Here is a 25,001-nt window from a genome sequence, read left to right as displayed (position 1 = left end):
GCAAAATGTCCAAGACAACACGGTTTATTCAAGTATATGTGAACAGTGTGAGGCGAGAAAATGACCGTTTTGTCAGAGCGCTGACGGAGCTGTTTGGCTTGAAACCACGAACCAGTTGGGATTTTTCGCCAGGATTTGAGATGCGGCGGCATCCGCGCTTTGCTGATCTTTGAAGATTGCAAAGCAGGTAGCGCCTGAGCCGGACATTTGCGCATAAAGCGCGCCATGCGCACGTAGCAGATCAAGCTTACCGTTAATCTGCGGGGCAAGAGCCAGCGCTGCGTGCAGAAGGTCGTTACGGGTTGAGCCGAGATATGTGCAGATGCTTTCAACATCGCCATGTGCAGGTGCCGGGAGCTGCTGGTTGTCACGCTTTGTCAACGCACGGAAGACATCGGGCGTCGCAACAGCGGTGCCATCATTGACCAGCAGTATCGGAAACGATGGCATTTGCGGTATTGCGGTGAGTTGTTCACCGATGCCACGCGCAACAAGCGGTGCTCCGAGAGCGGCACCACGCAGACACATGGGAAGGTCGGCGCCCAAATTGAGCCCGAGTTCAGCCAGCGTGTCGAGGTCCAGATTGAGCCGCCAGATTTCGTTGAGTGCGAGAAGCGTTGCCGCCGCGTCGCTGGAACCACCGCCGATGCCTGACGCGACGGGCAAGTTCTTCTCTAAGTGGATTGAAACGGGGGTAAGCGCGCGATCCGCATGTGATCGCAAAGCGTCGCGCGCCTTGACGACTAGATTGCCGCTATCAAGCGGTATGCCTTGAGCGAAGCGCCCGCCAATGCTGAAACTATCTTCGTCGGCTTCTTCGATGGTGATGCGGTCGCCATAATCAGCAAAGACGACCAGCATATCGAGCAGATGATAGCCATCATCTCTACGCCCTGTCACATGCAGCGCGAGATTAACCTTGGCCGGTGCCACGCGATGAACAGAAGGACGATCCAGAGTGGCAGCCTCAGCAGAATGATGCATTCAGAATGAAATTAATATTAGTCTTTTTTGACGTAATATTCACCCGTCTTCGGGTCCTGAACCAGTGTGCCATGGGCGCGGTTCTGGGCCTCTTTTTCTGCCCGACGAACGCGCTGGGTAACACGTACCGCTTCGCGCTTGAACGAGCGATAACCGTACCAGGCGGCAGCGAGTATCAACAGCAGAAAGATAAGCTGGGGCATGGCCTCTAATCCTCAGGCTAGCATAGGTTCCCGAAAGGCCTTTTCGGGATCACGGAGTGAAACTTATTCGCAGGCAGCATAACACTACTTTGTAGGATTATGCATCATATCATGGTGAAACAATGAATTTCAAAGGCCATATCGCGCCCAGAGCGCCTTTTCTTCGGCGACTGACAGAAGGCCGTCACCGAGATTAGCTGCGATCGCAGCAGGATCAATGCCACTAAGCGCTATTTCGACACCCGGTGCCTTACGTCCGAGTAGTCCGCGCTTGGGTTCAATCAGCTTGAGCTTCACCTTGTCACCATAGGTCTTGCGCAGGAAGCTGCGCATATCCCCAAGTCCGTCAACGAGGCCCAGTTCTTTGCCTTTAATGCCTGTCCAGAATAAGCCGGTGAAGAGGCTCTCGTCATCGGCGAGTTTGCTGCCGCGACGCTCCTTCACCATGTCGATGAAGGTCTGGTGAATTTCAAGCTGAAGCGATTTGAGACGTTCAATATCGGCTTCCTTCTCTGGCTGAAACGGATCAAGCGTCGACTTGTTTTGGCCTGCTGTATAGACACGGCGTTCGACGCCGATTTTCTTAAGCAGCTCCGGGAAACCGAACGACGCTGAAACAACGCCGATGGAGCCGACAATCGACGACGGATCGGCGATGATCTCATCACCTGCGAGCGCAATCATGTAACCGCCTGATGCAGCAGCATCTTCCACAAAGACAAAAACTCGCTTCTGATGCTCGTCTGCCAAATCGCGAATACGACGATAGATGAGGCGTGACTGCACCGGTGAGCCACCGGGCGAATTGATGGAAATGGCGACTGCTGGCGTTTCCTTGTCAGTGAAGGCCTTTTCGAGCACAGCGGAAGCACTTGCGAGCGACAACGATGGGCGAAGTGATGAACCGCCGCTCATGATCACGCCATGCAAACGCACAACAGGGATTTCAATCTCTTTTTTGCGAAAACGACGCGGAATGAAGCGGGACAATATTCCTGACAAATCAAACTCCAACCTGAAAAATGCTTGTTGCAGCGAATGTAGGAAGCAAATTGGCAAACACAAAGAAAAATGCCCGGAATTTCGTTCCGGGCATTGTATTTTCGTCATTTTTTCGGCTTGGCCAGCATTCTGAGCAGTACATAGCCACATATTGCAGAGAGTGCGGAGCCCGTTAGAACGCCGATTTTTGTCTCGGCCTGTAATAGTTCCGACTGATAGGACAAAAGCCCGATAAAAATGCTCATCGTGAAGCCGATGCCGCAAAGAAGTGAAACACCATATATCTGCCCCCAGCTGGCACCCATTGGCCGCTGTGCCAGACCTGTTTTGATTGCGAGCCATGCAGCACCAAACACGCCAAGCTGTTTGCCGACAAAAAGACCGAGCATGATGCCAAGCGGCAGAGTATCGAAGATGATGGAAGGCGTCATTCCGGTGAACGAAATACCGGCATTGGCAAAACCGAACACTGGAACGATGAAGAAAGCGACAGGTTTTGCCAGAGCGTGCTCCAGCGTATGAAGTGGCGAAGTCATATCATCCGGCTTCGCTTTGGCGGGCTTCAGCGGGATCATGAGAGCCGCGACAACGCCTGCAACGGTCGCATGAACGCCGGAATTGAGCACGAAGAACCACAATATGGCAGCGCCAATGAGATAGGGTAGCAGTTTCGAGACGCCTATGCGGTTCATAGCAAACAGAACGGCGGCCGTTGCAAATGCTGCGCCCAGATAAGGCATGGAAATCTCAGCAGTATAAAAGATCGCAATGATGATCACTGCTGCCAGATCATCGAGAATGGCAAGCGTCGCCAGAAAGACCTTGAGGCTTGACGGCACGCGCGATCCGAGCAGCGATAAAACGCCAAGCGCGAAAGCGATGTCGGTGGCCGACGGTACAGCCCAGCCGCGCACTTTCTCAGGATCGTTATAATTGAAGGCAACGAAAATCAGTGCGGGCACGATGACGCCGCCTGCAGCAGCTATGCCCGGCAAAATGCGATTAGGCCAGCTTGCAAGCTGGCCATCGAGAAACTCACGTTTTATCTCAAGTCCGACCAGCAGAAAGAAGACGGCCATCAGCGCATCATTGATCCAATGCGAAAGACTGAGTGGACCAATATAGGACTGCAATGCGCCGAAATAGACCTTGGAAAAAGGCGAATTCGCAACGATCAGCGCGAGCGCTGCAGCGGCCATGAGAACAATACCACCAGCAGATTCGCTGTCGAGAAAGCGACGCATGATGGAAACGGGGCGGACGGGCTTCGGATGTGACGTCATTATTCTTCTTTTCAGGTTATTTCCGGAGCGTCTACTTCGTAGAGCGTGAGGTTGCGATCCGTAATGCCAAGTCTTGGCCATTCGGAACGCCACTTCCCTATGTGGTCAGACACGAAGTGTTTGTCCAGTGAAACCCGATCTCGCCATAGCTCTTTTACATGAATGACGTTTGTTTCAAGTACATCTTGAGAATAAGAATACGAAAGGCAGCCGTCCTCTGCGCGACTTGCTTCAATCATCCGCTGCATAACTGGTCGAGCTTCATCAAGTTTTTCCGCTGGCAAGCGAATCGTTCCAACGATCAGAAGCATGTCTTCAGTTTTCCAAACTATATTTTTTGCAGATCCTGTCGCCTGATGTGCGATAGCTGCGAAACCCCATCGCTTCATAATAGGCGAGGCCCATATCGTTATCGGCGCCGATGGTTGCGTCGATATCAGTGATCTCTGCCGCTTCCGCCGCCTGACGGGTTGCTTCGAATAGGGCCGATCCTACGCCTTTACGGGCGGCACGCGGACTGACATGGGTGCCGATAATTCCCCAGCCGACCGCGACGCCATAGGGATTGTCTTCGGTCGCATGTTTCAGTGATTGAAAACCTAGTATCTCGCCATCAGCAACTGCTACGTGACATTCGATCCGGTTCGGATCGGAAATATAGCGCTCAATGACATGGTCGCGATCATAATCCCGCTGGCGTCCGGTTGCGTCGATGATCTCTTTGAGAATGCGGCTCATGCCATCCGCATCGTCAATTTTGACTGGTCTGATTTCCATGAAGCCCTCGCTTGTTTCAATCACGGAAAGCCATTGGATCAGCGCTCTCGCTTCACGCATGGCTTCGGTCTGGTCATTGTAAAGCCCGGATGCGTAAGTCGTACCCCAATAAGTGTAGGGTCCGATCTCAGGCACTTCATCCAGAAACTCTTGGGTTTCTTCAAAAGAATAAAGCCCGTTTCCATGATCAAAAAGTTCGAACCGGGCCTTTCCGTCGGTGCGATCAACCGCGTTCAGACATTTTTTCACGGGTTTTCCTAAAGTAGCGAAGTCTGGCCGTTATTAATGGCTGTGGCGCGTGGCGTGAAATCATTACCCGCATCGCCGTGCAGAATAAGGGCTGGCATGAGCGAAAGGCCTGCACGGCTACCGCGAATGCCGGTAATCACGATGCGGATGGCCGCCGCGTCAGGGCGTGGCAGGATCGGAATGATCTTCAGTCCGCCAAAACGTCGCTCAAGCGCTTCCAATATCGGCGCGAGCGAAGCAGGGCGTGCGATAATCGAAACGCCGCCGCCGGGCCGCAGAAGCGCCGATGCGGTGCGCAGCCATTGTTCGAACATGCCTTCGGGCATGACATGCGCTTCAGCTTTCAAGGGATCAGGTGTCGAGCGGTCGCTCGCCTCATTAAAAGGCGGGTTCATGATGACATAATCGAAGCTGTTATCGATCAGGCCAGCGCTGGCCCGCGCCTTGCCGGTCAGTGAGACATCGGCTTCCAGAATATCGACACGGTCGCGCAAGGCGGTATTTAGTGGATGGTTGACGCTCTTATGCGCAAAGTTAAGCATAAAGCCCGAGCGTTCGATGAGTGTAGCGCGCGCGTCCTTGCAGCGGGCAGCCACCGCGAGGCCTGCAGCACCTGCACCACTGCCGAGATCGGCAAGGCGGCCTGAGAAACCATTTGGCACGCTGCTTGCGAGAATCATTGCGTCTACACCGGACCGATGGCCTTTCATCGCGGGCTGCACGAGATGAAATGCACCACGATGAAACACATCCAGCGTTTCTTCCACGGTATCCTGTGCGCGCTCGGAAATGTTATTCGTCATGGTCTTTGAGTTCATGTTCCAGACCGGCATCGATCAGGTAACGTCTGGCTTCGTCCAATCGGTCTTCCTCAACGAGGAATCGCCTAGGTATAACGCCTAATGAACCTTCGAGAATGCTCATATTGGTGTCGGCAATGAAGTAAATGATGCCGGCCTCTTTCATAAGAGCTTCGGCAACGGATAGGAGAACGGAATCATTTGTGCGCATAAGTTCGATCATTTCGACAATGTGTAATCAATAGACCGCATTGACAACTGCTTCCTTCAATGGTGAACAGGCTCTGAATAAAAAGCTTGGGCGTTGCAGGGGCTGTTAAGCGTCTTGAGCATTCTGATCCGCACAAATAGTGTGGTCGGCAGCTAGGAGTAACGACATTGGGTGTGGTTTTGAATCTTGACGGGAAACAGAAGCGGGAAGGATCGGTTCAGCCTCTGGTCGACCTGACGAAGGCCGATATGGGCCGCGTGAACGAAATGATCCTGTCCCGTGCGGGCTCCGATGTCGAGATGATCCCGGAAGTGGCGAACCATCTCATTTCATCTGGTGGCAAGCGCCTCCGCCCAATGATGACGTTGGCTGCTGCCCGCATGTTTGGCTATGAGGGTGACGGGCATGTCCGTCTCGCAACCTCGGTCGAATTCATGCATACCGCAACTCTTCTGCATGACGATGTGGTCGATGAAAGCGATCTGCGTCGCGGTAAAAGCACGGCGCGCATGATCTGGGGCAACCAGGCAAGCGTTCTGGTTGGTGACTTCCTGCTCGGTCAGGCTTTCAAGATGATGGTCGATGTCGGCTCGCTCGACGCTCTTGATGTTCTTGCAACCTCTGCTTCGGTTATTGCTGAAGGCGAAGTGATGCAGTTGGCTGCTGCGAAGAACATGGAAACCACCGAAGACGAGTATCTGGCCGTCATCAAGGCTAAAACCGCAGCGCTGTTCTCGGCTGCTGCCGAAGTCGGCCCGATCATTGCTGATGCGAAACCTTCCGATCGTGCAGCCCTGCGCGACTACGGTCTTAATCTTGGCCTCGCTTTCCAGCTTGTTGACGATGCGCTGGATTATGGTGGTTCGGCAGCCGATCTTGGCAAGAACACCGGCGATGATTTCCGCGAAGGCAAGATCACACTGCCAGTGATCCTGAGCTATCGCCGCGGCACTGATGAAGAACGCGCTTTCTGGAAACATGCAATTGAAGAAGGTGCGAGCGACGACGCTTCGCTTGAAAAGGCCATCGGCCTGATGACAAAGCACGGTGCAATCGCTGACACTGTACAGCGTGCCCGCCATTTCGGCGAAATTGCCCGCGATGCCTTAGCGCCTTTGAAGGCTTGCCCTGAAAAGGATGCGCTGATTGAAGTCATCGACTTCTGCATCAGCCGGGTAAACTAAGGTCTTTGTAAAATTTAAAGAATGGCATCCTTCACGGATGCTTTTTCAAGCATGTCGCCTGAAAGTGGAAACCGGTTTCAGGTTGACGACATGCTGATAAGGAGTAACAAGAAAAGCATCCTTCACGGATGCTTTTCTTGCGCTTGGACCCCAAAAAGGCCATGCTTGAGGTGCCTCTGAATAGGGGATCTTATACGGAATCGGAAAGAGGACTGGGCTTTATGCGGCAGGGATCTAAACGTCGTCCGCTTTACGGATTGCTTCTTCTGGCTTTGGCGGGAGTGGCGATACCGGCAAATGCGGCAATGGCTAAAACAAGCACAGATCCAGTCTCGCAGGTGCGTGCCGGTTCATTTGCCGGCGCTTATCTCGCAGCGCGCACAGCTGAAGCCGACAACAACATTTCCGCAGCTGTCGATTTTTATCGTCAGGCCATGGCGTTTGATCCGGGAAATGACATCATCAAGCAGAACCTGCTATTGGCGCTGTTGACGGAAGGTCGTTTCAAGGATGCTTTGCCGCTTGCCGAAGAGCTTAAAGATCAGTCGGAGATTGAGCGCTTTTCACGCGTAGCACTGGCAATCGATGCCATTTCCAAGAAGCAGTATCGCAAGACCGGCCCGCTTCTGATGTTGTCGATTCAGTCCGACATGGACCAGCTCGCGACCAGTCTCATGAGCGCATGGGTGAAGGTCGGGCAGGGCAATCCAAAGCGTGCGCTTGCCGATGTTGTGAAGATCAACGGTCCTGAGTGGTACGGCCTGTTCCGCATTTATAATGCAGCGCTTATCGCCGATATTGCGGGCGATAAGCAGGATGCACGCAATTATTATCAGCAAGCGCTCGATGATCGCGCCGGTGGTAGCGCAGCGCCTGATACCTATGAGCGTATTGTGATGTCTTATGCCGCATTCAAGCTGCGTCAGGGCGACAAGGCGGGTGCTGTCAAGATTCTCAAAGACGCTGAAGAGCTTCTGAATGGCCGTATGACGATCACAGAAATGCGCGAAAAGATTGAGGCGGGACAGAAATATTCTCGCCTGATCGATACGCCGCAGCAAGGTGTGGGCGAAGTGCTTTATACGCTTGGCACTGCGATCAATCGCGGTGGTGCAGAAGCATTTGCGAAACTGTACTTGCAAATGTCGTTGCCACTGCGCCCAGACAATGATGCTACGCTTTACCAGCTTGGAGATATTTCGGCGAAGCTGCGTCAGCCGGAAAAGGCTGTCGAATATTATGCTCGCGTTCCCGAAAAATCGCCGTATAGGCGTGATGCGGAAATGCAGCGCGCGCTTAATCTTGCTGAAAACGAGAAGACTGGCGAAGCAATCACCCAGCTCAAGACCTTGCTTGAGCGCGACAAGACGGATCTGCGCACCTATTTGGCGCTCGGTGGTGTCTATGCGCAGGACAAGAATTTTGCCGACGCTGCAAAAATCTATGATGCAGCGGTAGAGCAGATCAAATCGCCGGAACGCAAGGATTGGCCAGTGTTCTACCAGCGCGGCATCGCGCATGAACGGCTGAAGGAATGGGATCAGGCAGAGCCGAATTTCAAAAAGGCTCTGGAGCTTTATCCGGATCAGCCACAGGTGCTGAATTATCTTGGTTATTCATGGGTTGATCGGGGTGAAAATCTCGATGAAGCACTGAAAATGATCAAGAAGGCAGTCGAACTGCGTCCGCAGGATGGTTACATCGTCGATTCGCTTGGCTGGGCTTATTACAAGCTAGGTCGTTATCCGGAAGCCGTGGTCGAGCTTGAAAAGGCCGTGAAGCTTCGTCCGGAAGATCCGACGATCAACGACCACCTTGGCGATGCTTACTGGCGCTCGGACCGTCAGCTTGAAGCGACTTTCCAGTGGAACCACGCCATTGCTGGCAAGCCTGAGCCGGAAGAGCTGGCCAAGATTGAAGAGAAGCTGAAAAAGGGTCTGGCTCCTGATCCAAATCCTTCGGAGGCGCGGGCTCAGGACAAGAAGCCTGAGCCGACAAAAGCGCCTGAAACCAAAACCGAATAATTTCAAAGCCCGGAAGTTTGATCGATTTCCGGGCTTTCCATTTCTCTATGCCAGCGTGAGCAGCGTTCAGCGATCAAATGTCATGCTTGACCGTGGCAGGCTGACAAATTAGACCGGGCCATCATTTCAATAACAAGGCCTGACCCCGTGTCCAGTACGTTGCCAGCACATATGCACCCCACCCGTTCCTTTCAGGGCTTGATCCTGACGCTCCATAACTATTGGGCGGAACACGGTTGCGCTATTTTGCAGCCTTACGACATGGAAGTGGGGGCGGGTACTTTCCACCCGGCAACGACTTTGCGTTCGCTCGGGCCAAAGCCTTGGAAAGCTGCCTATGTGCAGCCGTCGCGCCGTCCAAAGGATGGCCGCTATGGTGAAAATCCAAACCGCTTGCAGCATTATTACCAGTATCAGGTGATCATTAAGCCATCGCCGCCGAACCTGCAGGACCTTTACCTCGGTTCGCTGCGTGCCATTGGTCTTGATCCAACGTTGCATGACGTGCGCTTCGTGGAAGACGACTGGGAAAGCCCGACGCTTGGCGCTTGGGGCCTTGGTTGGGAATGTTGGTGTGACGGCATGGAAGTGTCGCAGTTCACCTATTTCCAGCAAGTCTGCGGCATTGAATGCTCGCCGGTTGCGGGTGAGTTGACCTATGGTCTTGAGCGCCTCGCCATGTATGTGCAGGGCGTGGACAATGTCTATGACCTCAACTTCAATGGTCTCGAAGGCGAGGAAAAAGTCACCTATGGTGATGTTTTCTTGCAGGCCGAGCAGGAATATTCCCGCTACAATTTCGAGATGGCGAACACGGATATCCTGCATCAGCATTTCATCGATGCAGAGCGTGAATGCGCTGCGATTTTGAAGGCAGGTAGCACAGGCGAAGGCTCTTTACATAAGTGCGTTTTCCCGGCTTATGACCAGTGCATCAAGGCATCGCATGTCTTCAACCTGATGGATGCGCGCGGCGTGATCTCGGTCACTGAACGTCAAAGCTATATCCTGCGCGTGCGCAATCTCGCGCGTCAGTGCGGCGAAGCATTTTTGCTCACCGACGCCGGCGGCTTCAACCTTAAGAACGAGGCTGTGTGATGCCCGATTTACTACTCGAACTTTTCTCCGAGGAAATCCCGGCCCGTATGCAGCGTAAAGCAGCAGGTGATTTCAAGAAGATGATCACCGATGGTCTGGTAGAAGCCGGTCTGACCTATGAGGCCACGACCGCCTATTGGACCCCGCGTCGTCTGACGCTCGATGTGCGCGGCCTGACCGTGCGCTCGAAAGACGTGCATGAAGACGTAAAAGGCCCATCCGTCACAGCGCCGGAACAAGCCATTCAGGGCTTCCTCCGCAAGGCTGGGTTGACCGATGTGTCTCAGGCGCATGTGCATTCTGATCCGAAGAAGGGCGATTTCTACGTTGCTCATCTGACCAAGCCGGGTCGCGCTGCTGAAGAAATCATCGCGGAACTCGTACCGCAGACAATCCGCAACTTCCCTTGGCCAAAGTCCATGCGCTGGGGTGCGGCGTCCTCAAAGCCGGGTGCGCTTCGCTGGGTGCGTCCGTTGCAATCAATCCTCTGCACCTTCGGTCCTGAAACCGAAGAAACGGTTGTGGTAGAGTTTGACGTCGATGGCATCAAGTCGGGCAATGTCACCTATGGTCATCGTTTCTTAAGCGATGGTCAGGCGATCAAGGTGCGCCGTTTCGATGATTATGTCGAAAAGCTCGAAAAGGCTTTCGTTGTGCTCGACGCCGAGCGCCGCAAGGAAATCATCTCGCAGGACGCGCATAATCTCGCTTTCGCATCCGGTCTGGAACTGGTCGAAGACGCGGGTCTTCTTGAAGAGGTTTCTGGTCTGGTCGAATGGCCTGTGGTGCTGATGGGCGAGTTTGAGGAAGAGTTTCTGGCGATTCCGCCGGAAGTCATTCAGCTGACAATCCGTGTGAACCAGAAATGCTTTGTCACCCGCAAGCAGGGTGAAACGGAAGCGCTGTCGAACAAGTTCATTCTGATCTCCAACATCGCAGCCCGCGATGGCGGCACAGAAATCGCTTACGGCAATGGCAAGGTCGTGCGCGCACGCCTCTCCGATGCGCTCTATTTCTGGCACACCGATCAGCATGATCTGCCGGACCTCGACAAGCTTTTGGCTTCTGGCGAGAAATTCGGCCTTGATCTGAAAAAGCCGCTCGATCAGCGCATGGCGCGTTTGGATGCGCTTAATGTGACCTTCCATGCCAAGCTCGGCACGCAAGGCGCACGCGTTGAACGCATCCGCGAACTGGCAGCACAGATTGCGCCGCTGGTCGGAGCCGATCCTGCGCTTGCAGCCCGCGCGGCAGTTCTGGTTAAGGCTGATCTGACCACGGAAGTTGTCGGCGAGTTCCCTGAACTTCAGGGTGCAATGGGTCGTAAATATGCGCTCCTTCAGGGCGAAGACGAATCCGTCGCAACGGCTCTCGAAGAGCATTACAAGCCGCAAGGCCCGTCTGATTTCGTACCGAAAAATCCGGTTGCTGTTGCTGTCGCTTTGGCTGACAAGCTCGACACGCTGGTTGGCTTCTGGGCGATTGACGAAAAGCCTACCGGCTCGAAAGACCCGTTTGCTCTGCGCCGTGCAGCTCTTGGTGTGATCCGTCTGGTTCTGTCAAAGGATTGGAAGTTCCCGCTGTTGCCACTTCTGCGCTCGGCTTATGCCGCGCTGAAAGAGAGCCAGGTTCAGCGCAAACTGCGTGAGTTTGAAGCCAAGCTCGCAGATGAAAAATCTGGCGATGTTGATGGCGAGCAGGACGTCGATAACGCATTGCGCAATCTCGAAACGCAAGCGCGTGCTGAAATCGAAGCCAATGCTGAGCCGCTGTTGGCTGACCTGCTGTCGTTCCTGCATGACCGTTTCAAGGTTCACTTGAAAGAAGACGGCGCACGCCACGACGCGATTGATGCGGTTCTGACTTCGGATGCCGACAATCTTCTGCTGGTTGCCCGTCGTCTGGAAGCCTTGATCGTCTTCATCAATGAAGAAGACGGCAAGAACCTTCTGGCTGGCACCAAGCGCGCTGCCAATATTCTGGCTGCGGAAGAAAAGAAGGGCACCAAGGTCGCCCAAAGCGTTGATGCGGCTCTCCTGAAGCTCGATGAGGAAAAGGCGCTTTATGCGGCTGTGAACCTCGCAGCTCAAGAAGCCGAAGAAGCTATTGTCCGCGAAGATTTCGGCGGTGCAATGCTGGCACTGGCCAAGCTGCGCGGTCCGGTCGATACGTTCTTCGAGAAGGTTCTGGTCAATGACGAGGACGAAAATGTCCGCGCCAATCGCCTTGCACTGCTTGAACAAATCCGCACTGCCACCAGCAAGGTGGCAGATTTCTCGAAAATCGCCGGATAAGACAAAAAGGGCGCTTTCAAGCGCCCTTTCTTTTTGTACCTCATTCCTATCTTGCATGAACTGCGCATACGAGTCCCTTGCTCTAAGCCCATGTGTTGTGTAGCTACAGCGGCAGGAGAATGACCTTGGCCGATATTCTGGAATTTGACGATAAAGCTGTTTTACGTGCGGTGGCAGTGCTCACCCGTGGCGGCCTTGTCGCGATTCCGACAGAGACGGTCTATGGTCTTGCGGCTGACGCAGCGCATGGCGAAGGCGTGGCTGGTATTTTCGCCGCCAAAGGTCGCCCGCAGTTCAACCCGCTCATTGCCCATGTCGACAGTATAGCCATGGCCGAGCGTTACGTGACGTTCGATCCGATCTCGCGAAAGCTCGCGGAGGCTTTCTGGCCGGGGCCACTCACAATAGTTCTGCCGCTTAAAGCGCAGCAAGACACGATGCGCCCAATCCATCCGCTGGTGACGGCAGGGCTTGATACGCTCGCCGTCCGTATGCCTACGGGACGGGTGCGTGATGTTATAAAGAATCTGGACAGCCCTGTTGCTGCACCGAGCGCCAATACTTCAGGCCGTATCAGTCCGACATCCGCGAAAGCCGTGGCGGACGATCTGGGCAATAAGATCGATTTGATCCTCGATGCCGGGCCGTGCGGCGTGGGCGTTGAATCGACTATTCTTAAGGTTGAAGGCGAGCGCGTGCGCTTGCTGCGCCCCGGTGGTCTGGCGGCAGAAGAGATTGAAGCGCTGATTGGCGTTAAGCTTGAACGCGCTGAGCATAAGGCCGCCATTCAAGCGCCGGGCATGATGGAATCGCATTATGCGCCTGATGCTGCCGTGCGGCTTGATGCTGCAAGCGTTGATGCGGGCGAGGCATTGCTGGCTTTCGGGCCAAAGCGCGTGGCCGGTGCAGACAAGGCGGTTTCGACGCTTAATCTTAGCCCGACAGGCGATTTGCGCGAAGCGGCCAGCAATCTGTTTGATTTCATGCGCAGGCTTGATGCAAGCGGCGCACGCACCATTGCTGTCGAACCCATTCCTTTTGATGGTCTCGGTGAGGCCATCAATGATCGTCTTAAACGCGCGGCGGCCCCGCGCTAGTTCCCCAAACTGACAAGAGAAGCACATGCTCGACACCGCCCTGATCGAACGTTTTGCAGCCATCGTTGGCGAAAAGAATGCGCTGACCGCGCCGGAAGATATTGCGCCCTTCATGATCGAGCAGCGCGATCTCTATCAGGGCCGTTCGCCACTGGTTCTGCGCCCTGCTTCGACGGAAGAAGTTTCTGCTATCCTGAAACTTGCCAATGAAACCAAGACGCCGGTCGTCCCGCAGGGCGGTAATACTGGCCTTGTTGGCGGTCAGACGCCTGATCAGAGCGACACCACGATTGTTCTGTCGCTTGGCCGCATGAACAAGGTGCGCTCGGTTGATCCGGTCGGCAATCTGGTGACGGTCGAAGCCGGTGTGATCCTCAAAAACCTTCAGGACGAAGCGCAGAAAGTGGGCCGTCTGTTCCCGCTGTCGCTTGGCGCGGAAGGTTCCTGCCAGATTGGCGGCAATCTTGGTTCAAACGCTGGCGGCACCGCCGTTCTGGCCTATGGCAATATGCGCGAGCTTTGCCTCGGCCTTGAAGTGGTTCTGCCAAGCGGCGAGATTCTCAATGATCTGCGCTACGTGAAGAAAGACAATACCGGCTATGATCTCAAAGATCTGTTTGTCGGTTCGGAAGGCACGCTCGGTGTCATCACGGCTGCCGTTTTGAAGATTTATCCGCAGCCAAAGGGCAAGGGCGTGGCCTATGCGGGTCTTCGCAGCCCGGAAGACGTGCTGCGCCTGTTCCAGCTTGCAACCGAACATGCTGGCCCGTCGCTCACTGGCTTTGAACTGATGCCGCGTGTCGGCGTTGAGTTTACCATTGCCCATGTCGACGGCGTTCGCGATCCGCTCGAAAGCCCGCATGACTGGTATGTGCTGGTTGATATTTCCTCGACCCGCTCGGAAGACGATGCGCGCGCGACGCTTGAAACCATCCTGACGGAAGCGTTCGAGAACGATATTATTCAGGATGCAGCGATTGCCGAGAGCGTTGCACAGGCGCAGATGTTCTGGAAAATGCGTGAGGAAATGTCCTGGGCGCAGAAACCGGAAGGCGGCTCGATCAAGCACGATATCTCGGTGCCTGTCGCAAAAATCCCGGAATTCATTCATGAAGCCAATGCGGCAACGCTGGAAATGATTCCCGGCTCGCGTATCGTTTGCTTCGGCCATATTGGCGATGGCAATCTGCACTATAATGTGTCGCAGCCGGTGGGTGCCGATAAGCAAGCTTTCCTTGATCGCTGGCACGACCTTAATCACCGCATTCATACAATTGTTGCTTCTTATACCGGATCGATCTCCGCAGAGCACGGTATTGGTCAGTTGAAGCGCGAGGAGCTGGCCTTCTTCAAGCAGGATGTGGCGCTTGAACTGATGCGCCGTATTAAGAAATCATTCGATCCGAATGGCATTATGAATCCGGGTAAAGTGCTGTAATTCCAGCAAATAAGAAGAAATTAAGGCGGGCAGGAAACTGTCCGCCTTTTCATTTATGTAAACGAAAATTAGCAAGAATTACTGACTTCTTACACCTGGTTGTAAAGCAGTAACCAAATGAAAAAGCAGGGAAAAGTTAACCTAACGCGTTAAGCGCATCGGTAATAAACGCGGTCTATTCTCCAAATCAACAAGAGCGAACATCGCTCAAAAGGGAAGCCGGAATAACTGGCTCTCAAAAAACAGGCAGAGATAGACAGAGGCGTCGAAAATGATGAGCAGCGGACTTAAAAAGCCAGAATGGGCAGGTCAGGAACTTCGGCTCGATCCGTTTCACCTTCCGCAGGTTGTGACCTATGCGGCAGAAGATTGCGATGCAGACGTAACCTTCACCATTAGTGAACGTGGTGCGGTTATCCGCCAGATCCTGCCATCGAGCGGCTTGCCAATGTCGCTCGCTCTTCCGATCAACGCATTCATCGGCGTGACAGCTCGCGCTGTCGAAGACGAGTTTGGCGAAATCACCGTAACGCTTGAACTGATGCATGAAGATCCGCAGCTTTCTGTGCCGCTGCTGGTTGCTCACGACCTGACCGATGTTGCTGCTGACTGGCGCGCCTGGGCTGCAACCTTCAATCTGCCAATGATGCTGGTGGAAGAAGATGGCGTTGCGCGTCCGCTTTATGAAAGCACTGGCCCGGTTCGCACCGGAGAACCACAGGCACGCCGTCAGGGGCAGGAACCGCGCCGCCGCCGCCCTCGCTTCCTTGCCCGCCGCAAAACCGGTTCGCTGGGCGTGCGTATGGTCATTGAAGGCCGTGAGATTATCGCTCGAAACTAGAACGCATCCAGAAATTCGCTCCAAGAGCTGCATCAAAGCGATACGAATTTCGGGTTCGCCATACTAGTAGGTCATCACATTCGCGTGTGAACACGTTCTCGTCGGATTTCTATACTATCTAAAGAATAACGCACCGCTCGGTGGTCGTCTGGAAAGATGAAGGACCTTTCCAGACATCAAAGGCCTCGATGCCGGAGCAACCAACTTGGCTGACCTCCAGCAAGCCACCCGGATGGTAACCCCATCCGGGTAATTTTTTATTCAGATTACTTTTTGCGGCTGAGAAACGCCATTACGGCTTCGCGCGCTTCGCTCGACGTAAGCCGCTCGGCAAAATGCTTTGCTTCTCTTGCGATGCGATCAGCAACAGGTTCGGCAGGCATACGCATCAGGCTGCGAGCAATCTGCATGGCCTGCGGAGGCTTGGCAGCAATTTCCTCTGCAGCTTTCAGCACTTCTGCTTCCAGCTCGTTGCTTTCGACAACCTTATAGACAATGCCCGCTTCAAGTGCCGCCTGCGCATCGAAGCCATGCCCCAGTGCGAGCAATGCAAATGCCTTCTGATGCCCCATCAGCGATGGTGCAAGCAGGCTGGAGGCCGCTTCCGGTACGAGTCCGAGATCAACAAAAGGCGTGCGAAACAACGCATGGTTAGTGGCAAACGTCAGGTCGCAATGAAGATGGATTGTCGTGCCGATCCCGATAGCCAGGCCATCGACGCCGGATATGACCGGCTTCTTCGAGCCCGATAGGGCTGCGAGAAAATTCAGAATGTCATTGCCCATATTGCCGTCCGACGCGGCAGCCATGAAATCCTGCATGTCGTTACCCGACGAGAATGCACCGGGCACACCCAAAAACACATGCACGCGCACCGCATCATCGGCATCGCCATCTACAAGCGCCTTGGCCATTGCCGCATACATAGCGCGGGTGATGGCATTTTTCTTGTCGGCCCGGTTAAGCCGGATGATCTGCACTGCACCTTTGTGTTCGATCAGAACATGCTCGCTCATAATCAGACCTCCAGCGCGGATTTTGCAGCTGCAAGGCTGACTGCGCCGCTGATGACGGTGTCCTTGAGGGATGAGACTTCTGCAAGCATGTTTTCGGCAAAGAAACGGCAAAGCGCAGCGCGGCCGGCATCGTCACTCTTAAGTGCTGCGCGCGCGAGATACGCACCGCCAGCAGTCAGGGAGAGCAGGCGCTGATACGGCGTTGCGCCAGCCAGCGCTTCTTCTGTACGGCCTTCGCTTGCCGCCTTTTGCAGCCATTCGGTGGCTTCACGCGCTTCTTTGATGGCGGCCGAAAGACGTGAACCCGTTTCGCCAAGTTCAGGACGGTTCGATTTTGTCGCTTTGTCCGCTTCTTGCTGCAGTTCGGCGAGATAGTTGCCGATGCGCTCACCATTGCCGAGCGGTAACTTGCGCAGCACAAGGTCAATGGCCTGAATGCCATTTGTACCTTCATAAATCGGAGTAATGCGGGCATCGCGCAGCAATTGCGCTGCACCGGTTTCTTCGATGAAGCCCATGCCGCCATGGATCTGCACGCCAAGCGAGGCCACATCCACGCCGACATCAGTTGCAAAGCTTTTGGCCAAAGGTGTGAGCAGTCCGGCGCGATCCGACCAGAATTGTGCGTCAGCACCCTCTGTTGCATGACTCATATCGATCGCATGGGCGCATGAATAGGTGATGGAGCGGGCAACCTGTGTCAGCGCTTTCATGGTGAGCAACATACGTTGCACATCCGGGTGCTCGATAATTGGGCTCATGCCAGCCTTCGGGTCAGCACCTAAGGCGCGGCCCTGCTTGCGCTCTTTGGCGTAGTTCAATGCCTGCTGATAGGCGGCTTCGGCCACGCCAACGCCCTGAATACCAACCAGCAAACGGGCATTGTTCATCATGGTGAACATGCAGGCGAGGCCGCGATTTTCTTCGCCAATCAGATAACCAACGGCACCTGTTTCCTCGCCTTTCACGAACCCATCGCCATAGATCATGGTGCAGGTAGGGGAGGCATGAATGCCCATCTTGTGTTCCAGGCCCGAGCAGAACAGATCATTGCGCCGACCGAGCGAGCCATCAGCATTGACGAGGAATTTCGGCACCAGAAACAGCGATATGCCCTTGGTTCCTGCAGGTGCATCGGGCAGGCGAGCCAGCACCAGATGCACAATATTGTCGGTCAGATCATGTTCGCCATAGGTAATGAAAATCTTCTGGCCAAAAATACGATATGAACCATCATCGCTGCGCTCTGCACGCGCACGCAATGCACCGAGATCAGAGCCCGCCTGCGGCTCTGTCAGGTTCATTGTGCCCATCCACTCGCCGGTGATGAGCTTTTCTAAATACGTGTCTTTCAGCTCTTTTGAGGCGTGCTTTTCCAGTGCTTCGACCGCGCCCATCGTTAGCGTAGGAGCGATAGCAAATGCCAAAGTGCCGGAATTCCACATTTCGCTGACCGCCACCGACATCATGGTTGGCAGGCCCTGGCCGCCATATTCCGGCGTGCCGGTTAGTGAATTCCAGCCGCCTGCAATCCAGTCGGCATAAAGCTCTTTCCAACCCGGTGCCGTCGTCACAACGCCATCTTTGATGGTGGCACCATGCCTGTCACCGGTGATGCGAAGTGGTTCCACGCGCTCGGAGGCAAACCTGCCTGCTTCTTCCAGAATAGCTTCCGCCAGATCGGTGGAAAATTCGGGGAAACGGTTCTCTTCAATGGCTGTTTCAAGGCCTGCGACCTTCATCAGCGTATGGGAAATTTCGGAAACCGGCGCGCGATACATCTTTCCTCCACTTGGCCTTTGTGCGGGTCTCTCCTCGGAAACCCGTCCCGCGGCCAATCAGGCAGCGGGAACATAATGGCTATTGATATAAGAGCTATCGGCTTATTACGTAAACGTCAATATTATGAATTGTCTTGTTGGATCACGTTCGGTTTCCTTTGGGTGGTCGCAACCTCACACCAGATTTCCTTTTACAGCGCGAAGAAAACGCAAGTTTGCTGCGTGACAGAAAACAAACCATCTGGTAGGTTTCTTTATGTCAATCGCTAATCGTCGCCAGAAGAACCCTCAACTTGTCCGTTCGCAGCTCATTGAAAGTGCTGTCGAGTTGGCACTGGAGTCTGGTTTGAATGCGGTGAGCCTTGAGGCTGTGGCAAGTAGAGCTGGCGTCACGAAGGGCGGTCTGCTGCACCACTTCGCAAACAAACAATTGCTGATTGATGCGGTCTTTGAGGAATTGGTACTGGATTTTGAAACTGCCTTGCGAGCCAGAATGGCGAATGACCAAGAAACTCGCGGACGTTTTACAAGAGCCTATCTTGAGCTGGCGATAGAGGCGCAACAGGATGACAGTCGTGTATGGGCTTTATGGATATCGGTATTTTCCGATGCAAGACTTCGCGATGCCTGGGGCCATTGGCTTAATGCGCGGCTCGAAGAATACGGGGACACGGAAAGCGGGGCAGATATGGAAGCCGTGCGTTTTGCAGCTGATGGAATCTGGCTGAGCCATATGGTTGGCGTCGTCCCGAATGACTGGTCAGCACTTCGGAGCCGTCTGCTGAAAATGATTAGCGATTAAAGCATTTCCGGCAAAAGTGCGAAGCGGTTTTGCGTAAGAATAATGCATAAAAACAAAAAGATAGAGTGGTTCCAACAGTTTAATATTAACTGGAGTCACTCTAATAACTGGCTTTACCAACAAAGTTAAATCTCATGAAAAACTATCTGTTTCTCGGCGTTGCTATCGTTGCAGAGGTAATTGCGACATCTGCGCTCAAGGCGTCCAACTCTTTTACGGTTATGGTTCCAACCTTCACGATGATTGTTGGCTATGCCGTAGCCTTTTATTTTCTGTCCCTGACATTGCAAACCGTTCCGGTGGGTGTGGCTTATGCGATCTGGTCCGGCTGCGGTATCGTTCTGATCTCTGCCTTCGGCTGGCTGGTCTATGGTCAGAAGCTGGACTTGTGGGGAATTATCGGAATCGGCTTCATAATTTTTGGTGTGCTGATTGTTAATTTGCTCTCCAAGTCATCAGTGCATTAGGAAGCGCGCGACGGTTACGTTTTCTCATGCTCCAATCCGAAAATAGACCTTTAAAAACAAAACACTGCACTTAATCCAATTTTTAGTTCATTATTGTAAACGTCAGTAATGTTCGTAGGTGTTTTTATATGACGCTTGTTCCGTACTTCCTGACTGTCAATCTGACGGTGTCATGTGTTTTCATCCTGACATTTGCGTTCGTTGCCATTCAGGAACGGAACTATGCAGCCCCGCGCTGGTTCACGCTGGCATCTATAGCAGCAGCACTCGTTGCAATCTTCGGCTACTGGATCCCGCTTGCAGAAAATCCACGCCTATTGGTCCTGGCTTCCTTCTCGCTTCTGATGGCGGCTTTTCTGGCCATAACGATCGGCCTGCAAAGTATCTATCACCAGAAGATCGACTGGAAATTTTATGGCGGCTTCTTCCTTGCAGCCATCATCTGCAATCTGCTCATCTATGATCTGCCGCGAACGTCGTTTTTGCATCGCTTTCTTTATCAGTTGCCGCTCTGCCTCGCGCAGCTTTGGATGATCCGTGTGATCTATCTATCGCGTATGCCACGCCTGGTCGATAAACTGATGATGGCGCTCGCGATATTCAGCTGCATTTACTACCTTTCAAAAGCCTTCCTTATCGCTTGGCCGGGTTCCGATATGCGGCCGGAGGACGATGCCAACACGCTGCATGTCATCGTTTCCCTGGCAGTGGGTGTGCTGGTGCAGGTAGCGCGCGGACTGCTTCTTTTGCTGAGTACTGTGTCGCATATGGTGGGGGAGGCCAGCGAGCAATCGGAAGTCGATGAGCTTTCGCAGATTTATAATCGACGCGGTTTTGATCGGCATGTTTCCCGCGTTTTGGCGCGCAAGGGAGCTCGTATTCGCTATTCAGTGATTATGAGCGATCTGGATTTTTTCAAACGCGTCAACGATACCTATGGTCATGATGGCGGTGACAGGGTGATTGCAGCTTTTGGTAAGCTGCTCAAAACGCAATTGCCGAAAGCAGCGGTTGCCGCACGAATGGGCGGCGAGGAATTCGTTGTCTTCATTCCAGACAACGACATGGCTGCTGCGGAAGCTTTGGCGCAAAGCTTGCGAGAAGCTCTATGCGAGCTTCGCTTTACAGGCAAATCTCCGGCTTGGAGCCCGACGGCAAGCTTTGGTGTTGCCGAGCAGGTCGATGATGAGAGCCTTTATGAGACGATGCGCCGTGCAGATGCGGCACTCTATCAGGCGAAAAAAGCCGGACGCAATCGTGTCCATATCGCTTGAAATGCTGCAGCCGCATGAGACGGGTTATTACTTGCCCGAGCGTTCGCGTTCCACTGCACGCCAGCCAATGTCTGAGCGATAAAAACCTTCCGGCCAGTCAATCTGCTTGACGGCGTCGTAAGCCTTGCTCTGGGCTTCGGCCACCGTTTCAGCAATCGCTGTTACGTTGAGAACGCGGCCACCATTGGCAATCAGGTTGCCGTCTTTTTCAGCCGTACCGGCGTGGAAAACTTTGAGCCCGTCAATGTCATTGAGCTGGTCGAGACCACGAATGATGCTGCCTTTCTTCACATTGGCAGGGTAGCCTTCTGCAGCCATAACCACGGTGAGGGCAGGCTGATCTTTCCACTCAAGCGATACTTCATCGAGCTTGCCGTCCACGGCCGCATTGATAAGATCAAGCAGGTCGGTTTCAAGGCGCATCATCAGCACCTGACATTCCGGATCACCGAAGCGGGTGTTGTATTCGATAAGCTTCGGGCCGTCCTTGCCGATCATCAAGCCCAAGAACAGCACGCCCGAGAAAGGTGCGCCAATTTCCGCCATGCCGCGCATAGTCGGTTCGATCAGTTCGCGCATGGTGCGCTCAACGATTTCGGGTGTCATTACAGGAGCGGGGGCATAAGCGCCCATACCGCCGGTATTCGGCCCGGTGTCGCCATCGCCCACGCGCTTGTGGTCCTGTGCCGAGCCAAGCGATAGGGCCGTTTTGCCATCACAAATGCAGAAGAAGCTTGCTTCTTCACCTTCAAGAAACTCTTCAACGACCACTTCGGCACCAGCAGAACCGAATGCGCCTTCAAAACAGGCATCAACCGCGTCCAGCGCTTCATCGAGCGTCATGGCAACAACAACGCCTTTGCCGGCGGCAAGGCCGTCGGCCTTGACGACGATAGGTGCGCCCACTTCACGGACATAGGCCTTGGCTTTTGGTGCATTGTTGAAGCGGCCATAGGCACCTGTTGGAATGCCAAAACGCGCGCAAAGATCCTTGGTGAAGCCTTTCGAGCCTTCAAGCTGGGCGGCAGCCTTGGATGGTCCGAAAACGCGAACATTCGTGGCTTGGAGATCGTCGGCTAGGCCCGCGACGAGTGGGGCTTCCGGGCCAACGACAACCAGATCGATTGCCTTGTCCTTGGCGAATGCGATGACCGCTGCATGATCGGTTACGTCGAGCGTTACAAGTTCTGCATATTCGGCAATGCCGGGGTTGCCGGGCGCGCAATAAAGCTTTGTCAGCTTTTCAGAAGCGGCGAGTTTCCAGGCCAATGCGTGTTCGCGGCCACCGGAACCGATCAACAGAACTTTCATGCCTTGCTCCCTGCGCGTGAGATCAGTAAATGTTTATTGATACGGGTCTCTATTGCCCAACGCGTTTGCGGGCAAGGGCAGTACCGCGATTTTTGGATAAAAAGCGGGTGGAGCCGTAGCAGTTTCTAGAAAGCAGGCAATCATGCAGCAGTCAAAACCCAATGCAGGGTCCGGTATTGGGGCCAATTCAGATGTGCAGTCGCGCGATGTGCGTGGACGCGTGAAAGACGCACCCTCGGGCCATTGGGTCTATCGTGTTCTTCCGCCATCGCTTTGGCCCTATGCGCAGCTCGCTCGGTGGGATCGCCCGATTGGTTGGCAGCTTTTACTCTGGCCGTGCTGGTGGTCGGCAGCACTCGTTGCTGGCGCAGGTGCGCAGCCTGGCGACGGTGCATGGTCCGTCATGCCCTCGATCTGGCACCTTGTCCTGTTTTTGGTTGGCTCAATTGCCATGCGCGGTGCAGGATGTACCTATAACGATATTGTCGATCAGGATATCGACGATAAAGTCGATCGCACGCGGTCGCGTCCACTGCCATCGGGGCAGGTCACGAGCAGGCAGGCGAAGATTTTTCTCGTTTTGCAGGCGTTGGTTGGCCTTGCCGTCGTGCTGCAGCTTAACTGGTTTTCAATCGGACTTGGTGTCTTCTCTCTGCTGATTGTTGCTGCCTATCCATTCATGAAGCGCTTCACCAATTGGCCGCAGCTGGTGCTTGGTCTGGCCTTTTCTTGGGGCGCGCTGATGGGTTGGGCGGCCGCGGAAGGCTCTCTCGCATTGCCACCTGTGCTGCTTTACATAGGGGCGATCCTTTGGGTGATCGGCTACGATACGATCTATGCCCATCAGGACAAGGAAGATGATGCGCTGGTTGGAGTTGGTTCAACCGCGCGGCTGTTTGGCAAACATACCAAGACTGCGCTCATGGTGCTTTATGGTGGAGCAATCGGTTTTTTTGCGGCGGCGTTTGCTGTTGCGCAGGTTCCGATGCCAGCACTTGCCGGTTTGCTGGCCGCTGGTGCCCATCTTTATCGCCAGATCATCGTGCTTGATATCGACAATCCCGATCAGTGTCTGAAACTGTTTCGTTCCAACAATATTGTGGGCCTGATCATCTTTCTGGGCCTCGTGTTTGGAAGCCTTTGGGTGGCAGTCAAACCGCTCGTCTAAATTAAAAAGGCCACCGAAACGGTGGCCTTTTTCTTATTTGGTTACGGATAAAGCCGATCTTTGTTCCAGTCGCCTTCAGGTGTGTCGCGGGTAAACAATACGCGGTCATGCAGGCGGAACGGACGGTCGTGCCAGAATTCGATGGAAACCGGGCGAATGCGGAATCCGGACCAGTGAGAAGGCCTTGGAATGTCGCCGATGGCGTAACGAGCGGTATATTCGGCAACAGCCTTTTCAAGCGCAAAACGGCTTTCGAGCGGTCGAGACTGTTTCGATGCCCATGCTCCTATGCGGCTGCCGCGTGGGCGCGATGCATAATAAGCGTCGGCTTCTGCGTCGCTGACCTTCTCAACTGGCCCGCGCACGCGCACCTGACGGCGCAGCGACTTCCAGTGAAAGCACATGGCAGCCTTTTCGGCGGACAGGATTTCCTGTCCCTTCTTGCTTTCATAATTGGTGTAGAAAACAAAACCGTGCTCGTCGAAATCCTTGAGTAGCACCATACGCACATTGGGCAGGCCGTCAGGATCAACGGTGGCAAGTGCCAGTGCATTTGGGTCGTTCAGTTCGCTCTTGGTGGCGTCATTCAGCCATTCAGCAAAAAGTCGGAACGGTTCTGAGCTTTGGGTGAAATCGTCGCTGGTGTCTGTCATTTGCCGCTATTTCAGATATCTGGAAAACTTGGGTACGCGGAACTTCCTCCAATTCGTCCGCTTTGTCCATGGCTGAGAGCTGCGACGCATCATGCCAGCATGTTGTGTTTTCTCAACCAGGCTTCATACCATTGCGGCCATTGTTCCGTAGGCGTTCCCGTCTTACCCATGCCAAAGCCATGGCCACCTGATGGTATCGCATGAAACTCCACATCCACGCCTGCCTTCACACAAGCTTGCTGCATGATAAGGCTATTGGCTGGATTGGAAATCTGATCGTCGTCCGCTTGCGTGAGAAAAACCGGAGGGCAATCCTTGTTAACATGGCTTTCAACCGACCACTCCCGCGTTGCTTCTTGTGTTGGATGCTTGCCAACAAGCGAGCGACGGGTCGATGTGTGATCATAAGGCGCTTCAAGTGTAATAACCGGATAAATCAGCGCCGCCGCATCTGGCCGGGCTGATTGTGTGTCGATGTCATCGACAGGTTCGTAAGACGCAAAAGCTGAGCGGGTCGCGGCAAGCCCCATCAAGTGCCCGCCAGCAGAAAAGCCCAGCGCACCGATCTTGTTTGGAGCAATCTGCCAGTCAGCCGCTTTCGCCCGCACCAGACGAAATGCTCTTTGAACGTCCTGTAGCGGTGCCAGTGGTCCTGCAGCCCATCCCTCAATTGGCAGTCGATAGGTGAGGACAAAAGCAAAAATGCCTCTTTTTGCGAGCCAGCGTGCAGCGGGATAAGACTCTTTGCCTTCCTCAATGCGCTTATATCCGCCACCTCCGGCAATGATCACTGCAGAACCGTTTGGCCGCTCAGGGTTGAATATCTCTAAGCCAGGTACTGCAATGTTTGTGACCGCGCCTCTCTTGGTTATATCAGGCGAACCGCTCGGGCCTCCGCCACCAGGTGGCGATGCAGGCCAAAGGGATAGGCGGCTGCTTTGTGATCGAACACTGATAATTGGCAAGCTGAATGCTGTGGTAAGCGCGGCGCCACCAATCAGTAAGTTACGGCGTGAAATCAAAGTTCATCCTCACTCGAACCGA

24 protein-coding genes are annotated in these 25,001 nt (G+C 54.1%); 11 read left to right on the top strand and 13 right to left on the bottom strand.

Annotation, left to right across the window (positions count from 1 at the left end; translation table 11 throughout):
* Positions 1–72 precede the first annotated feature (72 nt).
* The 8 genes from RT142_RS22200 to RT142_RS22165 form a co-directional block, all read right to left on the bottom strand.
* Complete coding sequence (locus tag RT142_RS22200) at positions 73–984, bottom strand: 4-(cytidine 5'-diphospho)-2-C-methyl-D-erythritol kinase (RefSeq protein WP_007873678.1); 912 nt, start codon at positions 982–984, stop codon at positions 73–75.
* 17 nt (positions 985–1,001) lie between these two features.
* A complete protein-coding gene (locus tag RT142_RS22195) occupies positions 1,002–1,187 on the bottom strand; it encodes a hypothetical protein (protein WP_007873680.1) in 186 nt (61 codons plus the stop codon).
* 129 nt (positions 1,188–1,316) lie between these two features.
* A complete protein-coding gene (locus RT142_RS22190; RefSeq protein WP_105518214.1) occupies positions 1,317–2,189 on the bottom strand; it encodes a S49 family peptidase in 873 nt (290 codons plus the stop codon).
* Positions 2,190–2,293: 104 nt separating this feature from the next.
* The gene (gene nhaA, locus RT142_RS22185) at positions 2,294–3,472 is read right to left on the bottom strand and encodes a Na+/H+ antiporter NhaA (protein WP_215776052.1); all 1,179 of its coding nucleotides are present in this window, start codon (positions 3,470–3,472) and stop codon (positions 2,294–2,296) included.
* Between the two features lie 11 nt (positions 3,473–3,483).
* Positions 3,484–3,783 (bottom strand): putative quinol monooxygenase, encoded by a 300-nt coding sequence (locus RT142_RS22180; RefSeq protein ID WP_007873683.1) that lies wholly within the window; start codon positions 3,781–3,783, stop codon positions 3,484–3,486.
* A 4-nt stretch (positions 3,784–3,787) separates the two neighbouring features.
* The gene (locus RT142_RS22175) at positions 3,788–4,498 is read right to left on the bottom strand and encodes a GNAT family N-acetyltransferase (protein ID WP_313031577.1); all 711 of its coding nucleotides are present in this window, start codon (positions 4,496–4,498) and stop codon (positions 3,788–3,790) included.
* A gap of 8 nt (positions 4,499–4,506) precedes the next feature.
* Positions 4,507–5,301 (bottom strand): methyltransferase, encoded by a 795-nt coding sequence (locus RT142_RS22170; RefSeq protein ID WP_210346674.1) that lies wholly within the window; start codon positions 5,299–5,301, stop codon positions 4,507–4,509.
* Positions 5,291–5,521, bottom strand: coding sequence for a DUF2007 domain-containing protein (locus RT142_RS22165; RefSeq protein WP_007873690.1), 231 nt, complete (start codon positions 5,519–5,521; stop codon positions 5,291–5,293). Before RT142_RS22165 ends, RT142_RS22170 begins: the two co-directional genes overlap by 11 nt.
* Positions 5,522–5,676: 155 nt before the next feature.
* Here RT142_RS22165 and RT142_RS22160 point away from each other — a divergent pair, with 155 nt between their 5' ends.
* The 7 genes from RT142_RS22160 (at position 5,677) to RT142_RS22130 (ending at position 15,485) form a co-directional block, all read left to right on the top strand.
* Positions 5,677–6,693 (top strand): polyprenyl synthetase family protein, encoded by a 1,017-nt coding sequence (locus RT142_RS22160; RefSeq protein ID WP_007873698.1) that lies wholly within the window; start codon positions 5,677–5,679, stop codon positions 6,691–6,693.
* Positions 6,694–6,914: 221 nt separating this feature from the next.
* The gene (locus RT142_RS22155; protein ID WP_112807075.1) at positions 6,915–8,717 is read left to right on the top strand and encodes a tetratricopeptide repeat protein; all 1,803 of its coding nucleotides are present in this window, start codon (positions 6,915–6,917) and stop codon (positions 8,715–8,717) included.
* Positions 8,718–8,888: 171 nt separating this feature from the next.
* Positions 8,889–9,815 (top strand): glycine--tRNA ligase subunit alpha, encoded by a 927-nt coding sequence (locus RT142_RS22150; protein WP_112807065.1) that lies wholly within the window; start codon positions 8,889–8,891, stop codon positions 9,813–9,815.
* The gene (glyS, locus tag RT142_RS22145) at positions 9,815–12,109 is read left to right on the top strand and encodes a glycine--tRNA ligase subunit beta (RefSeq protein WP_112807063.1); all 2,295 of its coding nucleotides are present in this window, start codon (positions 9,815–9,817) and stop codon (positions 12,107–12,109) included. The genes RT142_RS22150 and glyS overlap by 1 nt, the downstream gene beginning before the upstream one ends.
* A 119-nt stretch (positions 12,110–12,228) precedes the next feature.
* Positions 12,229–13,206, top strand: coding sequence for an L-threonylcarbamoyladenylate synthase (locus RT142_RS22140; RefSeq protein ID WP_409558598.1), 978 nt, complete (start codon positions 12,229–12,231; stop codon positions 13,204–13,206).
* Between the two features lie 25 nt (positions 13,207–13,231).
* Positions 13,232–14,644 carry an FAD-binding oxidoreductase gene (locus RT142_RS22135; protein WP_313031570.1) on the top strand — a complete coding sequence of 471 codons (1,413 nt, stop codon included), beginning with the start codon at positions 13,232–13,234 and terminating at the stop codon, positions 14,642–14,644.
* 271 nt (positions 14,645–14,915) lie between these two features.
* A complete protein-coding gene (locus RT142_RS22130) occupies positions 14,916–15,485 on the top strand; it encodes a DUF6101 family protein (RefSeq protein WP_007873714.1) in 570 nt (189 codons plus the stop codon).
* Positions 15,486–15,751: 266 nt separating this feature from the next.
* On the opposite strand, the gene RT142_RS22125 is transcribed toward RT142_RS22130, so the two are convergent.
* Together RT142_RS22125 and RT142_RS22120 are read right to left on the bottom strand one after the other, a co-directional pair.
* Positions 15,752–16,501: a crotonase/enoyl-CoA hydratase family protein gene (locus RT142_RS22125; protein ID WP_313031567.1), complete on the bottom strand. Its 750-nt coding sequence runs from the start codon at positions 16,499–16,501 to the stop codon at positions 15,752–15,754.
* A gap of 2 nt (positions 16,502–16,503) precedes the next feature.
* The gene (locus RT142_RS22120; protein ID WP_313031565.1) at positions 16,504–18,282 is read right to left on the bottom strand and encodes an acyl-CoA dehydrogenase; all 1,779 of its coding nucleotides are present in this window, start codon (positions 18,280–18,282) and stop codon (positions 16,504–16,506) included.
* 256 nt (positions 18,283–18,538) lie between these two features.
* On the opposite strand from RT142_RS22120, the gene RT142_RS22115 reads away from it, so the two are divergent.
* From RT142_RS22115 to RT142_RS22105, 3 genes are all read left to right on the top strand, one after another.
* Complete coding sequence (locus RT142_RS22115; protein ID WP_112807053.1) at positions 18,539–19,084, top strand: TetR/AcrR family transcriptional regulator; 546 nt, start codon at positions 18,539–18,541, stop codon at positions 19,082–19,084.
* Positions 19,085–19,218: 134 nt separating this feature from the next.
* Positions 19,219–19,551, top strand: coding sequence for an SMR family transporter (locus tag RT142_RS22110; RefSeq protein ID WP_064320244.1), 333 nt, complete (start codon positions 19,219–19,221; stop codon positions 19,549–19,551).
* A gap of 128 nt (positions 19,552–19,679) precedes the next feature.
* Positions 19,680–20,825 carry a GGDEF domain-containing protein gene (locus RT142_RS22105; protein ID WP_007873723.1) on the top strand — a complete coding sequence of 382 codons (1,146 nt, stop codon included), beginning with the start codon at positions 19,680–19,682 and terminating at the stop codon, positions 20,823–20,825.
* 27 nt (positions 20,826–20,852) lie between these two features.
* Here the strand turns inward: RT142_RS22105 and purD are convergent, their stop codons facing one another.
* On the bottom strand, positions 20,853–22,136 hold the full coding sequence (purD, locus tag RT142_RS22100; protein ID WP_112807051.1) for a phosphoribosylamine--glycine ligase: 1,284 nt from the start codon (positions 22,134–22,136) through the stop codon (positions 20,853–20,855).
* 142 nt (positions 22,137–22,278) lie between these two features.
* On the opposite strand from purD, the gene ubiA reads away from it, so the two are divergent.
* On the top strand, positions 22,279–23,304 hold the full coding sequence (gene ubiA / locus RT142_RS22095; RefSeq protein WP_105518225.1) for a 4-hydroxybenzoate octaprenyltransferase: 1,026 nt from the start codon (positions 22,279–22,281) through the stop codon (positions 23,302–23,304).
* Positions 23,305–23,345: 41 nt separating this feature from the next.
* Here ubiA and pdxH read toward each other — a convergent pair whose 3' ends face one another.
* Together pdxH and RT142_RS22085 are read right to left on the bottom strand one after the other, a co-directional pair.
* Complete coding sequence (gene pdxH, locus RT142_RS22090; protein ID WP_007873737.1) at positions 23,346–23,957, bottom strand: pyridoxamine 5'-phosphate oxidase; 612 nt, start codon at positions 23,955–23,957, stop codon at positions 23,346–23,348.
* An 89-nt stretch (positions 23,958–24,046) separates the two neighbouring features.
* Complete coding sequence (locus tag RT142_RS22085; RefSeq protein ID WP_007873739.1) at positions 24,047–24,979, bottom strand: alpha/beta hydrolase; 933 nt, start codon at positions 24,977–24,979, stop codon at positions 24,047–24,049.
* Positions 24,980–25,001: the final 22 nt, after the last annotated feature.

The sequence above is a fragment of the Brucella sp. genome, assembly GCF_032066345.1.
GTDB classification, from domain to species: Bacteria; Pseudomonadota; Alphaproteobacteria; order Rhizobiales; family Rhizobiaceae; genus Brucella; species Brucella pseudogrignonensis.
This window is presented reverse-complemented; position numbering and strand designations above follow the sequence as displayed.